Here is a 13,870-nt window from a genome sequence, read left to right on the forward strand (position 1 = left end):
AGATAAGTACGTCCACCAATGTGGTTTTATAAATCATATAGATAGAATAACAGAAGCATGTAAACAGAGAAATAAATCTGTTTATATGCTTTTTTGGCTATTCAGAACTTTTTTACAAAGTTTATTTATCAGTAATGCAACAAATCCCCCTTTCACATTGGGACTAAGAGTGAAAGGAGATAAACGAGCAAGGCTCACTTCCTTTCCTAGACAGAAAGGGGGTGAGAAACATGAAACCATCTTCTTTTCAGACCACAATAGAAAATCAGTTTGACTATATCTGTAAACGTGCTATGGAAGACGAGCGAAAGAATTATATGCTTTATCTTTCAAGGATTGCAAAGCGTGAGGTGTCCTTTTCGGATGTTGGCGATTATCTTGTTAGCCAGTTTGCGACAACAGATAACTATTCAACTGACTTTCAGATTTTTACACTCAATGGGTTATCAGTAGGCGTTGAAAATGATTTGTTGAGTGAAGCATTACGTGAGTTGCCAGACAAGAAACGTGAAATTCTACTGCTGTTTTACTTTATGGACATGAGCGATTCAGAAATTGCAGACCTGTTGAAATTGAACCGTTCTACTGTCTATCGGCATAGAACCAGTGGACTAGCCTTAATTAAAAAGTTTATGGAGGAATTTGAAGAATGAAAACACAATATCCTATGATTCCCTTTCCTCTCATTGTAAAGGCAACAGATGGCGATACCGAAGCGATTAACCAGATTCTACATCATTACAGAGGGTACATAACGAAGCGTTCCCTACGACTTATGAAAGATGAATATGGCAATCAAAGTATGGTCGTTGATGAAGTCTTACGTGGAAGAATGGAAACCAGACTGATTACAAAGATTTTGTCATTTGAAATTAAGTAATATCCTCTCTCCTTTCGTGGAAGCGTGCTAAACCATTCCACGCTTCCCGAACAGGGAGGTTTGTTATTCCACCAAAGCATATTGAGCTTTCAATGTGTTTTGATAGGCTAACGAGCCATTGTTCTTTGAAAACTGAATAAAAGTAATCGAATACGTTTCGATAAGAAAAGAGCCAACGGAACTAACCGCCATGACCTATCTTATAAAGATAGCGAGCGATTCATGTTAGTGATCCGAGAAGCAATCTTTAGCAGGATTGCCTGCAACGACATTCTTATCGTGATAATGATACTCCCATACAGTCAATAGTCCGAGCGTGATAAAACCGTCGCAGGCAATGAGTATGGCTACATGAGAACCATGCAGGGGTGGAACTCCCGTGAGCTTTGCTAAAGCTGTTCGATTGCTGGTAAAACAACTTTTATGAAATCCAAATAAGTGATTTGGAAAGGAGGATTTTATGAAGCAGACTGACATTCCTATTTGGGAACGTTATACCCTAACCATTGAAGAAGCGTCAAAATATTTTCGTATTGGCGAAAACAAGCTACGACGCTTGGCAGAGGAAAATAAAAATGCAAATTGGCTGATTATGAATGGCAATCGTATTCAGATTAAACGAAAACAATTTGAAAAAATTATAGATACATTGGACGCAATCTAGCGTCGCCAAAGGGTCTTGTATATGATAAAATAGTATTAAGTCGTATCAAGGCTCTTTCCATAAAGGAAAGGAGCAAATGCCATGTCAGAAAAAAGACGTGACAATAAAGGTCGAATCTTAAAGACTGGAGAGAGCCAACGAAAAGACGGAAGATACTTATACAAATATATAGATTCATTTGGAGAACCGCAATTTGTTTACTCGTGGAAACTTGTGGCTACAGACCGAGTACCAGCAGGAAAGCGTGATTGTATCTCACTTAGAGAGAAAATCGCAGAGTTACAGAAAGACATTCATGATGGTATTGATGTTGTAGGAAAGAAAATGACACTCTGCCAGCTTTACGCAAAACAGAACGCTCAAAGACCAAAGGTTAGAAAAAACACTGAAACTGGACGCAAATATCTTATGGATATTTTGAAGAAAGACAAGTTAGGTGTAAGAAGTATTGACAGTATTAAGCCATCAGACGCTAAAGAATGGGCTATTAGAATGAGTGAAAATGGTTATGCTTATCAAACCATCAATAACTACAAACGTTCTTTAAAGGCTTCATTCTATATTGCTATACAAGATGATTGTGTTCGGAAGAATCCATTTGACTTTCAACTGAAAGCAGTTCTTGATGATGATACTGTCCCTAAGACCGTACTAACAGAAGAACAGGAAGAAAAACTGTTAGCCTTTGCAAAAGCTGATAAAACCTACAGCAAAAATTATGATGAAATTCTGATACTCTTAAAAACAGGTCTTCGTATTTCAGAGTTTGGTGGTTTGACACTTCCAGATTTAGATTTTGAGAATCGTCTTGTCAATATAGACCATCAGCTATTGAGAGATACTGAAATTGGGTACTACATTGAAACACCAAAGACCAAAAGTGGCGAACGTCAAGTTCCTATGGTTGAAGAAGCCTATCAAGCATTTAAGCGAGTGTTAGCGAATCGAAAGAATGATAAGCGTGTTGAGATTGATGGATATAGTGATTTCCTCTTTCTTAATAGAAAGAACTATCCAAAAGTGGCAAGTGATTACAACGGCATGATGAAAGGTCTTGTTAAGAAATACAATAAGTATAACGAGGATAAATTGCCACACATCACTCCACATAGTTTGCGACATACATTCTGTACCAACTATGCAAATGCAGGAATGAATCCAAAGGCATTACAGTACATTATGGGACATGCTAATATAGCCATGACGCTGAACTATTACGCACATGCAACATTCGATTCTGCAATGGCAGAAATGAAACGCTTGAATAAAGAGAAGCAACAGGAGCGTCTTGTTGCTTAGTAGTACAAATGAATTTACTACTTATTTACCACTTCTGACAGCTAAGACATGAGGAAATATGCAAAGAAACGTGAAGTATCTTCCTACAGTAAAAATACTCGAAAGCACATAGAATAAGGCTTTACGAGCATTTAAGAAAATATAAAAAGATAATTAGAAATTTATACTTTGTTTGTATGTAAAATTATCTATAAGTTAATAGATGCTTAACGCTTGCTACCTTAATTATTCTTTTGTAGCAAGCACAGTAAGTGTACGGACACTTACGAAAAAATTGATGAAGCAGCCCTCTGGGATCTGCTTCTTTTTTTATCAATTTTTTAACTTGTTAGGGTGTACCCTAAGACCCCGAAATACATTCAAAGGAGGATTTACCTATGGCAAATAGAACACGAAATGAAAGACTTGAAATTAAATTAACTGAAGAAGAAAAGGCTCTTTTTGAGGAGAAAAGAAAACTTGCGAAATGCAAAAATATGAGCCATTTCATTCGCAAGTGCGTTTTAGAAAAGGAAATATATCAAGTGGATTTAGAACCCTTTAGAGATTTACAAGGCTTGCTTTCCAATGCTACAAACAACATCAATCAGATTGCAAAGCGTGTAAATTCTACCGGAATAATCTACAAAGACGATATAAACGATATGAAAAAGCAGATTGAATATTTCTCAAAAGAGTTGTGGCAAATACATTCTCTGCTTCTTAACAGAACTTCCGGAGGTGATTAAATTTTATGGCTATTACAAAAATACATCCTATAAAATCAACACTTAATCTCGCCATTTCATATATTGTTAATGGAGAAAAAACGGACGAGCAAATCTTAGTAAGCACTCATAAATGCCATCAGGAAACTGCTCATACTCAATTTTTAAGAACACGAAATGATGCGGGAACAAACGGAACTGTTCTTGCAAGACACCTCATTCAATCCTTTTTACCCGGAGAAGCAAGTCCTGAAATGGCACATCAGATCGGTCTTGAACTATGTAAAAAGATATTAAAGGATGAGTACGAATTTGTCTTATCTACCCATATAGATAAAGGGCATATCCACAATCACATCATATTCAATAATGTCAATATGGTTACTGGTAAGTGCTATCAATCCAACAAAAGAAGTTACCACCAAATCAGGTATCAGAGCGATAAGTTATGTAAAGAAAATAACCTATCTGTGATTGATGAGTTCTACGAGAGCTATAAGAGAAAGTACAAAACAAATGGAAAGTCATGGTATGAAAATGAGCAATCTAAGAAAGGTACTTCTTGGAAAAGCAGGCTTCAATTTGATATTGATCGTCTGATAAAACAGTCTAAGGATTGGGAAGAATTCCTAAAGAAGATGGCTGAACTTGGTTATGAAATAAAACATGGCAAACACATTGCCTTTAAGCCAAAAGATAAGCAGAGATTTACAAGGGCTAAGACGATTGGTGAAGATTATACCGAAGAAAGATTAAAAGAGCGTATTACAGAAAATCAATCTATTAAAGCCCCACCTGTCAAAAAACGAATCGGAAATATCATCAATATGAGTACCAATGCCAAAGTGAAAGAGAGCAAAGGCTATGAATATTGGGCAACAAAACATAACTTAAATACAATGGCTGAGTCAGTTGTTTTCATCAGGGAACATGGCATTAAATCCGTTAAGCAGCTTGATGAATACATTAGGAAAAGTGCTGAAGAAAGACAAGGTTTACAAGATAAAATCAAAGAAATTGATAAGGAAATGCAGCTACTTTCTGATACGATGGAACAAGTTCATACCGTTAAAAAGTATCGAGCCTATTACAAGGAATATAAGGCAAATCCATCGGACAAGGCATTTTATGAAGAATACAAATCGCAAATCACGCTCTATGAAACTGCTCTTTCCAAGCTGAAAAGCTCCTATTCTAAACTTCCAAATTCAAAGAATATTTTAGATAGACTTGATAAACTGCAAGAAAAAAAGAATATCCTCATGAAAGAGTATTCTTCCTCAAAATCTACTATGGACGAGCTTTATCAAATACGAAAGAACTATGGAATTTACATGGGCAAGGAGATGGAGAGATAGTGTTCTCTCCTCTTTTTAAATTCCTAAATTTATTTTCATAACTATTTTTTACGAACTCTCATTTTCTTTAGTATTCTATATGAAATAAAACAGCAACCAATATTTACGATTATGCTAATCAGCAATTCCATAACCGGTGTTTTATATAGTCCCGATAAAACGAATACAGATGATATTGGATATATGGCCCTTACAACTTCCTTTGAGGCAAAGAAAATTCCTATAAAGGAGTATATTTCAGCGATAATCAGAGCTATCCAGTAGCTTCTTTTTACAAGTCCAATAAATGCAATAATTGGAGATATTGCCATAAAAACACCTATTCCAGTTAATACATATACAGCAAAATAATGAACTACTTCACTCATGTTTACCGCATTTAAATGCAATACCGCTTCTACAATTAAAGATACCATAAACAATATTAGATAAACAAAAATGCTACCCAACAGAGTAATTATCATTTTTGCAGTAATCATATTCCTCTCATCTATCGGTATTAGCTTCAATGATTTGAGTACATCTTCTTGTTCTTCACGGCAAATAATATATCCTCCAAACAACGCTATCAAACTTGGCAATACATAATATGTTGTTAAAGACTGCACCTGTAAAATATACCACAAATGTATCTATATACTTTTTGTCACCAAATGAAAATTGTCCTTGAAGAAACACAACCCCTAACGTCATTATGAGTGCGAATACAAGCAAAAAAATCAATTTTGATCTGTGAAGTTTTTTATATAATACAAGCGTCTTCATTATGATAGTACCCTCTTTACTGGACAAACCAGTAAGGAGGGTACATATCAAATGCTCACAGCCTTTTTCTTATATACTCTTGAAAGTATTATCTGAGTTTTCATTTATTGTTTTAAAACCACTTTTTATTGCAAATAAAACTCCTGCAATCATAAATACAAATACTACTATTAGAGGGATATAATTCATATTTGTTATCAGACCTTTTATCGCAAATACTAATTCATAGTTGCTTCTATAGGCTCTCAGTGCAATTCCCATAATGAACATAAAGATATAGGCTAAGAAAATATTTTTAAACAATATTTTCCCCTCTCCAAAGACCATCTTTTCCATTTGTTTTTCTGTCATACCTGTAGTGGATAGGAGTTTAAAATCATTGGCTCTCGCTCTAAGGTTGCCTTTAAAACTATTATAGGCATTGGAAAGAGCAATGGTTATAAGAATAATTTGGATGCCAAGATTTAATAGTTTTTCATTTCTCATTTGTTCTTTATTCATAGCAGCTTTTATAATTTCTGTAGAAGTGCCATGATCTGATTTTGGAACATAGGTCAAAATCACTTTTTCGGCATCTTCAAATACTTTTTCTTTATTTTTATCGGCTTTGATTTTTACAAAATAATAATATACAGGATTAGCTTCATCTATTCCGTACTCATCTATAAAATTTCTTAGACTACTTTCACTTGTGTAAATAGCTATTTCATTTGACTTATATGCCTCTAATCCATAAGGCATTTCATCGATACTTGAATCTATTTTTATAGGCATGGACTTACCATTTGCATTATATTTTAAAGTAATATCTCCAGATTCCTTATCAGAAATTTTTATATAATCTCTAAAGGTGTAAGGCGTACTATTATCTTTAGATACTTTGTTCACTAAAACATAAGTCGCATTTGTAATATTATTTACTTCTAAAAGGTTTTTAAAATCTTTTTCTGTTAGTGCATAGATACTAGCATAAAGTTTATCACTGGATTTTTTACCACTATCTAGAGAATTTTTTAAATCTTTAGAAATAAAGTCCTCATTTTCACCAGCATAAAACTTTGTATCTACTCTTTGATAGATGTGTAATTGTTCTATACCTTTAACTTTTTCCATATCATTCACAAAATTTTTATTCAAAAAGTCATCTGTATAAATACTAGAGTTAAAATTGTACGGACTTTTATATGAATTATATTTTTCGTTCAAAGTTCTATATGATTGGCTAACTAAAACTGTAGTCAGTACAAAGGCAGAAAGAGCCATTGAGATTACAATAATTCGATAGGTTGATCGATATGACCTATAATAATCTTTTGCTAAAGTCTTTTCTATAGGTCCATTTATTTTTGATTTTCCTAATTTTATATTTTTTTCTGTAATCCCATTTAAACCTTCTATTATCTTTAATTTTGCACTTTTCCTAGCAGGGATTGTCGCAGATAAATATACTGTCAAAAGCGATAATAAAATAATTATTAAAATAGAAGTAAGATCTAAATAAACTAGGTGAAAATCTGGTGCCTTAAAACTTTCTCCAATTATCTCAGACATATTCTTATAGGATACTGAGTTATTAAGCCACATTAAATACATTAATAAGTTTGCGAAAACCCAGGATAGAAGTGTACCTAAGGCTACTGGCAATGCAGATAGTTTAAAGGCTTTCTTTTTTATCATTTTTTTAACTTGTTTTGCAGTCATACCTGTGCTTTTTAATAGGGCAATTTCTTTTAAATCTCTATTATTCCATACGTTAAAAGCACCATAGATAATAAAAGCAAATAGAAGAACTAGAAAGAAATACGCACTATACTCTTCTACAGCAGATTTTATCACTGACTTAGGTGGAAATATTCCTTGAGGATAAATCATCTTATACTCTAAAATATCTGTGTTATAAGATAGTCTTCCTATGTCTATTGAAGACCTCTCGTCTATATTCATAGTAGATAAAATTTCTCTAGTCTTTGTATAAGTATCTCTTGGATGCTTATACCATATTAAGGCTTCTAAACCTCTATTGTTTTTTAATAAGTCTATCTTTTTATCACTATCAGCCATAGTAAGAAACATAGACTTTTCAAAAGAATATCCATAATCATCATAGACTCCAACTATGGTATAAGTTTTATCACTTGCAGTAATTTTAGAGCCTATATCATAATTTTTATTCTTTGTTAAAAATCTTTCTGGCACTAATAGTTCATTTGAATTATTAGGTTCTCTTCCTTTTTTTATTTCGTAGCCAGTTAATAGGTTGCTATATTTTCCATTTTCATAAATATTTGCATTTAAATCTGTCTCTATGATTTTATTAAAAGAAATTTTTTCTATATCCGTATCATTTATTAATTTATCATATAGTTTTTCATCAACTTCAGTAATTGCTACATGGTAGTCTCCAATAGTTTTTCTTACGTAGTTATACTTGTCATATTTTAAGGATCCTACAATAAATACAACTGTACCTAGCAATATAACTGCTAAAAGTATGGAAATTTTAATAGCAAAACTGTCTTTCTTATTATTTTTTACAGCTCCATCAGCTAGGTCATTAATAATTTTCATAAGATTCATCTCCTAAGAAATTTAACCTACCATCTACCATTCTATAGACCTTATCACAAGAATTTGCTACTTTTTCATCATGAGTTATTATCATAATTGTAGAATTTAATCTTTTATTTACAAGTCTGAAAAGTCCTGTGATTTCTTCAGAATTTTTTCTGTCGAGATTTCCTGTAGGCTCATCTGCTAGAATTATGGCAGGTCTTGTAATAAGACTTCTAGCAATAGCGACTCTTTGTTGCTCTCCACCGGATAATTGTTTTGGATACCTATCAAGCTTTCCTTCTATTCCTAGTATCGATAAAATTTCCTTTAAATATTCGTCATCTGCCTTTTTATTGTCTAACAAAAGAGGAAGTAAAATATTTTTTCGAACGTTGATGTTTGGAATCAAATTAAAAAATTGATATACTACGCCTATATTCCTTCTGCGGAATACTGTCATTTCATCTTTGTTAAACTTGGTAATATTTTTATCTTGAATAAATATATCACCACTTGTTGGTTTATCAACTCCTGCTAATAGATGAAGCAAAGTAGACTTTCCTGACCCGCTATCTCCAATAATGGCGACAAGATCTCCTTTTTCTAGTTCAAAATTCACATTTGATAGAGCGTGTACTTCTACTCCACTATTGTAAGTTTTTGTTAAATCTACTGTTTTTACAATATTCATATTTAGTCCTCCTTAACTTGTCTATATAATACTAGGCTTAAGTGACTGGAAAGTGACTAGAAAAAATGACTGTGCTTTATTTACACAGCCATAATTAAATCAGTTATAAAATCTCAGTTCAAAGGAATTTGATTTCTTCCCCTTATGATATAAAAGCTCTCCATTTTGTCTTTCCATAACAGATTTTGCCATAGGAAGCCCAATCCCATAACCTTTTGAATTTGGATCCAGCTTATAAAAACGTTTAAAAACTTTTTCTAACATTTCTCTATCTAAACCTTTAGAAAAATCTTCCACAAATATACTTTTATATAAATTCGTTTCTTTTAGATGAATTTCTATATGTCTACCTTCTGTTGCTTCTAGACCATTTTTCATCACATTAAATGCTGCTTCATAGGTCCATTTCTTATCGCATATAAGATAAAAGTCATCTCCATAAAGTGGAATTTCAACATTATCTTTTAAAAAATAATCTTTTAGGTTTCGTATGATATCTTCAATTAACTCTCTAGCTGATATACTATCTTTTGCCATTTCTATTGTCCCAGAATCAAGGGCTGCAAGTTTTAATAAAATGTCAGATAAGTTGTGGAGTCTAAGTAAATTATCTCTGAGTCTTTCTATATATTCTTCGGAAAAGTTGTCATTTTCGTCTTCTAATAAGTCTAACAATAATAGTAATCCAGTCAACGGAGTTTTTATCTGATGGGCAATATCTTCCGTATATTCCCTTAAAGTTTCCTTATTTTTCTCAGCATTCTCAGCAATCCTCTTGTTTTCTATAATAGTTTTAATAATCTCATCTCTGAGTTTGCCAAATTCATCGTCAATAATTTCATAATTATCAGAGTTTATATCAAGTGAATGTAGGAGGCTGAATATATTGTTGATCTTATACTCAAGAGCTTTTTCTTTTTTCTTTTCAATTTTTGAAATAACTATAAACAGAATTATATTTATAGCTAGAAAGCCAATAAGTGTTAGAATATCAAATCTTGGATTGAGATAAACTACAAACAAAGACATTATCAAATTTAAAATTAAGACAAGTAAAATATTTTTGTTTTTATTCATTGTCCCACCTATATCCTATCCCTCTAAGAGTTTTTATATGACTGCCATAATCTCCAAGTTTAGATCTGAGTCTTTTTATGGTGACAGTTAGGGTATTGTCATTTACTTCATAAAAATCATAACCCCAAACATAATCTAAAATTCGCTCTCTTAGTAGATTTATATTTTGGTTTTCTAAAAGCATTTCCAATATAGCAAACTCTTTTAAGTTAAGGTCTAAATCTTTTCCATCTATCGAAGCTTGTTTTGAAATGAGATCTAAAGATAAATTTTCAAAAGTTAGCTCGTCAACCTTTTTTATTTTTCTACTAAACACATTGTCTATTCTCGCCTTCAGGACAGGAAGAGAAAAAGGTTTTGTAATATAGTCATCTGCTCCTTGAGAAAGACCTTTGATAACATACTCGTCTTCATCTTTTACAGTAAGCATTATTACAGGAAGGTCAGAAAATTCTCTCAGCCACTTCAAAAAATTAAAACCTGAACCATCAGGAAGATTAGCATCAAGTAGAACTAAGTTAAAATCATTAAAATTAAGCTTCTCTGTCTGAGAAAGATTGTTATAAATAATAGTTTCAATATTATGCTTGTTTAAGTAAGTTTTAACAGCAAAAGAAATTGTGCTGTCGTCTTCAATCATTAGTATTTTCAATTCTATACTCCTTTCTGAGATATCACATTTAAAATAACTACAAATTCTGCCAAAGAGACTTTCTAAATCAGCTATTTACATTGCAAACTCTACAGTAAAAACAGTTTTTATATTTGGCACACTACTTACGCTTATTTTAGCATTATTTACTCGCAGTAATTCTTTGGAGATTGATAATCCAAGTCCTGAACCTTTTGTTAATCTTGAACTATCTGCCTGATACATTCTGTCAAATATATACAGAATATCCATCTGTGCTTAAACATTTTTTAATTAAATTACATAATGCAATATCATCATCTATAATTATTATCTCTCTCATATCTCATACCTCCATAATACCTATTCAACATAGTCATCATCAAAGGAAAATACATCATTTGATATACAATCTAAAGTCTAAAGGTTCTTTATAAAAATTAAAACTTATTTATATTATTCGTCCTATTCAATGAAATTAGTTCACCAAAATCTGTATCCAGTTCAATACAAATTCTATAGAGAATTTCCATGCTGACAAATTCACCTTTTCCCATTTTAGCTATCGTTGCAGGAGCTATACCAACTTTTTCCTGTAGGTCTCTTTTTTTCATATTTTTATCTATTAAAAGTTTCCACAGCCCATTATAGTTTATTTTCATATTACCATCCTTAATATTCATATAGTTGAACTTTTATTTCTTTAATTATATCATAATTTCACCAAATAAAAAAGAGTCGGTGCAGCCCTAAGACCACACCGACCATAAATTTATCTCTCAGCTTCTTTGCTTACTTCTTTCTTTTCTTTCGGCTTTTCCTTATCTTCAGCCTGATATTTTTTGATAGCCCCAAGTACAGATTCTTTCTTTTCTTCTTGTCCTTTCATTTGTTCCTTTGCCTTTAACAGCTTTGAAGAAAGTATCCTGATATTGCTATGCTCTTTACCGTTATCATCAATGGAGGTTCTGATTTGTCCAAAGAGCTTAACAAAATCTCCCTGCTTAAAGTCCTTTGGAATATCACTCTTTTCTCCATAAGCGGAGCAATTATGATATACTTTGTTACCCTCATCGTCTTTGGATACAACGGAAAAGTTCGCTACCTTAAAAGCTTCTCCGTTCTTATTTTCCCTTTCTAATACATCAACCTCTCCAACGATATTTCCAACAATATTGATAAGATTATCCTTTTCTTCCTGATCATAAGGCAGGTCTTTTATCTGTCCCTGTTCTCTTAAATCCTCAATCATATAGTCAAATTCTTCATGTAGCAAATTAAGGCTGTCATTGTCCATATAAGCGTCATAGAGCTTATCTAAAGCACTTTCATCATTGATACCTTTTTCCATGCTTATAATCGCCTTTACAAAGTCCTTATGATTATCATTTACCATATCTTCTATTTGATTTCTCATTGTTTTGTAATCCATGTTTTTATCTCCTTTCATGGCAAAAGGGAGGTTTCCCTCCCCTTATCTTAAAAATTCCTGTTCTTTTGTTTTTTGCTTTTCTTCTGTTTTACTTTCATTTTGATAGGCTCTTATCTGTCCTAAAATAGATGGCTTATCACCTGATTTTTGTGTGGTTTCTTCTTTACTATGAAGATTGTCCTCCACATCATAAGTTGACTCAAAATAATCACTGTCCTTAAAGTCATTGTCATATCTATCAGGAATACCGTCATTATCGAGGTCTTTAGAAAGTGGATCATAGAAGTTGCCTTCATCGTCAATATCAAGACCCGTTGCTGCTCTTAAATCTTCTGAATCAACATAAACCAAATCGTTAAAAGAGGACATTTCTATTTCATTTTTCATATTCCTTAGAGCTTCATTTTCTCCCTTGTTTTCATAGTCGAAGCTCTCTGTTTTGATAGGCATATCATCAATATACTGTGTCCATGTTTTAGCTTCTAAATTAAGCTCATACTGAATACCGTGTCTTTCGTCAGGTGTATTGGTATAGGCGATGCCGATGTGCTTTAAGTCAGGATATAGAGTATTAAATTCATCATAACTATGGTTTTCTTCATATTCTCTGTTGCAAAAGTTTATGATAGCTCTTTTTACATCTTCCACAAGAGGATTGTCATTTCTCTTTTCTTCCACTTCTCCCATATCAAGGAGCTTATTTAACTCTGCCAAGCGAAGCACTTTTGATTTTAACTCATCTGCCTTTTCAAAAGGCTTTTTTAGCTCCTCTTTGGCATTTTCAAGCTGTTCCTTTGTACTGATAAGTTTTTCTTCAAGCCTATTTAATTTCTCGGGCATTTTCTCAAGAGCGTTATCCAGTCTTGTAATATTCCCGTCCGCACTTGTTCCAAGCTCTCCTGAATGCTTTGCAGCACCATTTAGGCTAAAGTTATGTTCATTGGTAAAGAAGTTATAACTTACCTCTAAATCCATATTCCTATACTTTCCTATAACCTTGCTTTCATTGATTTTCACTTTAGAAATAGCTTCAAGAAGTCTTTCTCCGGCTAATTTCTTATCGGTAATTTTTTCTCCTGCAATGGTAATGGAAGTAAACTTTTCCTCGCCTTCCGCTTTAGGTTCTACATCAGATATATCTTTTTTGACAGCTTCAATGAGCTTTTCCGTTCTTGTGATTTCTTCAGGATAGTTTTTCGCCACTTTATCCTCTAATCTGTAACGATTAGACTTATAGTTTGCTTCAAGCATTTTTAGTTTTGTAACTTCGTTGTCCAAATCCATCTTTTCTTTAATCTTAGGATCGCCAGTGGCAAGGGCTTTAATCTCTGCATAGTTAAGAGAGCTTTCGTCCACATCTTCCGCAACTCTGACAGGTGTTTTACTTGTCATAATCTGAGAAATGAACTTCTGCTTATTTTCTATCGTCTGGTCGAGTAGGTCGGGGATATTACTATCCCTTTCCCCTCTAAGAACCGTGCATGAGAGTTTCCCCTCACACGGCTCAAGTTTTTGTAAGCCCTAATTAAAGAGCCAACGTATTTTCATTATCATTTATATGCAATTTTCTATGACACCAAGGATGTACTAATGTTTTAAGGGTAATATTGTTTTGAGTTGTTTGATGTACTCTAAAGTCTGTATCCAGAGTTATTTTCTCTCCACAAACAGGGCATATTCCGTTTTGAGTTTTATACAGTCTATTTATAACTGTACGCCCTTTAAGTTCGTTTCGTATTTTTAACTCTTCTCTTTCTTCAAAGTATATTTGCCAATTTTCATCAAATGGATTTGCTTCAGCTTGTATCTTGGT

General features: G+C 33.0%; 14 protein-coding genes and 2 pseudogenes. 6 read left to right on the top strand and 10 right to left on the bottom strand.

From position 1 onward, the window contains the following. Nucleotides 1-230 precede the first annotated feature (230 nt). From J2Z38_RS09535 to J2Z38_RS09560, 6 genes are all read left to right on the top strand, one after another. A complete protein-coding gene (locus tag J2Z38_RS09535) occupies nucleotides 231-653 on the top strand; it encodes a sigma-70 family RNA polymerase sigma factor (RefSeq protein WP_000804885.1) in 423 nt (140 codons plus the stop codon). Further along, nucleotides 650-880 (top strand): helix-turn-helix domain-containing protein, encoded by a 231-nt coding sequence (locus J2Z38_RS09540; RefSeq protein ID WP_000857133.1) that lies wholly within the window; start codon nucleotides 650-652, stop codon nucleotides 878-880. The genes J2Z38_RS09535 and J2Z38_RS09540 overlap by 4 nt, the downstream gene beginning before the upstream one ends. A 460-nt stretch (nucleotides 881-1,340) precedes the next feature. Further along, nucleotides 1,341-1,544, top strand: a complete 204-nt coding sequence (locus tag J2Z38_RS09545) for an excisionase (RefSeq protein WP_000814511.1) — start codon at nucleotides 1,341-1,343, stop codon at nucleotides 1,542-1,544. 81 nt (nucleotides 1,545-1,625) lie between these two features. Then, on the top strand, nucleotides 1,626-2,843 hold the full coding sequence (locus J2Z38_RS09550) for a tyrosine-type recombinase/integrase (RefSeq protein ID WP_001291561.1): 1,218 nt from the start codon (nucleotides 1,626-1,628) through the stop codon (nucleotides 2,841-2,843). Nucleotides 2,844-3,220: 377 nt separating this feature from the next. Further along, a complete protein-coding gene (locus J2Z38_RS09555) occupies nucleotides 3,221-3,571 on the top strand; it encodes a plasmid mobilization protein (RefSeq protein WP_000013643.1) in 351 nt (116 codons plus the stop codon). Between the two features lie 5 nt (nucleotides 3,572-3,576). Then, nucleotides 3,577-4,908 (top strand): relaxase/mobilization nuclease domain-containing protein, encoded by a 1,332-nt coding sequence (locus tag J2Z38_RS09560; protein WP_007894578.1) that lies wholly within the window; start codon nucleotides 3,577-3,579, stop codon nucleotides 4,906-4,908. A gap of 41 nt (nucleotides 4,909-4,949) precedes the next feature. Here the strand turns inward: J2Z38_RS09560 and J2Z38_RS09565 are convergent, their stop codons facing one another. The 10 genes and pseudogenes from J2Z38_RS09565 to J2Z38_RS09610 form a co-directional block, all read right to left on the bottom strand. After that, on the bottom strand, nucleotides 4,950-5,516 hold the full coding sequence (locus J2Z38_RS09565; RefSeq protein ID WP_225304694.1) for an ABC transporter permease: 567 nt from the start codon (nucleotides 5,514-5,516) through the stop codon (nucleotides 4,950-4,952). Nucleotides 5,517-5,742: 226 nt separating this feature from the next. Continuing rightward, on the bottom strand, nucleotides 5,743-8,241 hold the full coding sequence (locus J2Z38_RS09570) for an FtsX-like permease family protein (protein ID WP_209775063.1): 2,499 nt from the start codon (nucleotides 8,239-8,241) through the stop codon (nucleotides 5,743-5,745). Further along, nucleotides 8,228-8,917, bottom strand: coding sequence for an ABC transporter ATP-binding protein (locus J2Z38_RS09575; RefSeq protein WP_209775065.1), 690 nt, complete (start codon nucleotides 8,915-8,917; stop codon nucleotides 8,228-8,230). The genes J2Z38_RS09570 and J2Z38_RS09575 overlap by 14 nt, the downstream gene beginning before the upstream one ends. A 99-nt stretch (nucleotides 8,918-9,016) precedes the next feature. Beyond that, complete coding sequence (locus J2Z38_RS09580; protein ID WP_209775067.1) at nucleotides 9,017-9,994, bottom strand: sensor histidine kinase; 978 nt, start codon at nucleotides 9,992-9,994, stop codon at nucleotides 9,017-9,019. Next, entirely contained in the window at nucleotides 9,987-10,646 is a 660-nt protein-coding gene (locus J2Z38_RS09585) for a response regulator transcription factor (protein ID WP_007894595.1), read from the bottom strand. The genes J2Z38_RS09580 and J2Z38_RS09585 overlap by 8 nt, the downstream gene beginning before the upstream one ends. Before the next feature lie 75 nt (nucleotides 10,647-10,721). Beyond that, complete coding sequence (locus tag J2Z38_RS09590) at nucleotides 10,722-10,898, bottom strand: sensor histidine kinase (RefSeq protein WP_009346340.1); 177 nt, start codon at nucleotides 10,896-10,898, stop codon at nucleotides 10,722-10,724. A 167-nt stretch (nucleotides 10,899-11,065) separates the two neighbouring features. Next, on the bottom strand, nucleotides 11,066-11,287 hold the full coding sequence (locus J2Z38_RS09595; RefSeq protein ID WP_007894591.1) for a helix-turn-helix domain-containing protein: 222 nt from the start codon (nucleotides 11,285-11,287) through the stop codon (nucleotides 11,066-11,068). Nucleotides 11,288-11,397: 110 nt separating this feature from the next. Continuing rightward, nucleotides 11,398-12,057, bottom strand: coding sequence for a DNA-binding protein (locus tag J2Z38_RS09600; RefSeq protein ID WP_209775069.1), 660 nt, complete (start codon nucleotides 12,055-12,057; stop codon nucleotides 11,398-11,400). Between the two features lie 42 nt (nucleotides 12,058-12,099). Then, nucleotides 12,100-13,494, bottom strand: a pseudogene (locus tag J2Z38_RS09605) (helicase-related protein); the annotation flags it as partial. 88 nt (nucleotides 13,495-13,582) lie between these two features. Next, nucleotides 13,583-13,870: pseudogene (locus J2Z38_RS09610) on the bottom strand (group II intron reverse transcriptase/maturase); the annotation flags it as partial.

The organism is Anaerococcus degeneri (genome assembly GCF_017874475.1).
GTDB lineage: Bacteria > Bacillota > Clostridia > Tissierellales > Peptoniphilaceae > Anaerococcus > Anaerococcus degeneri.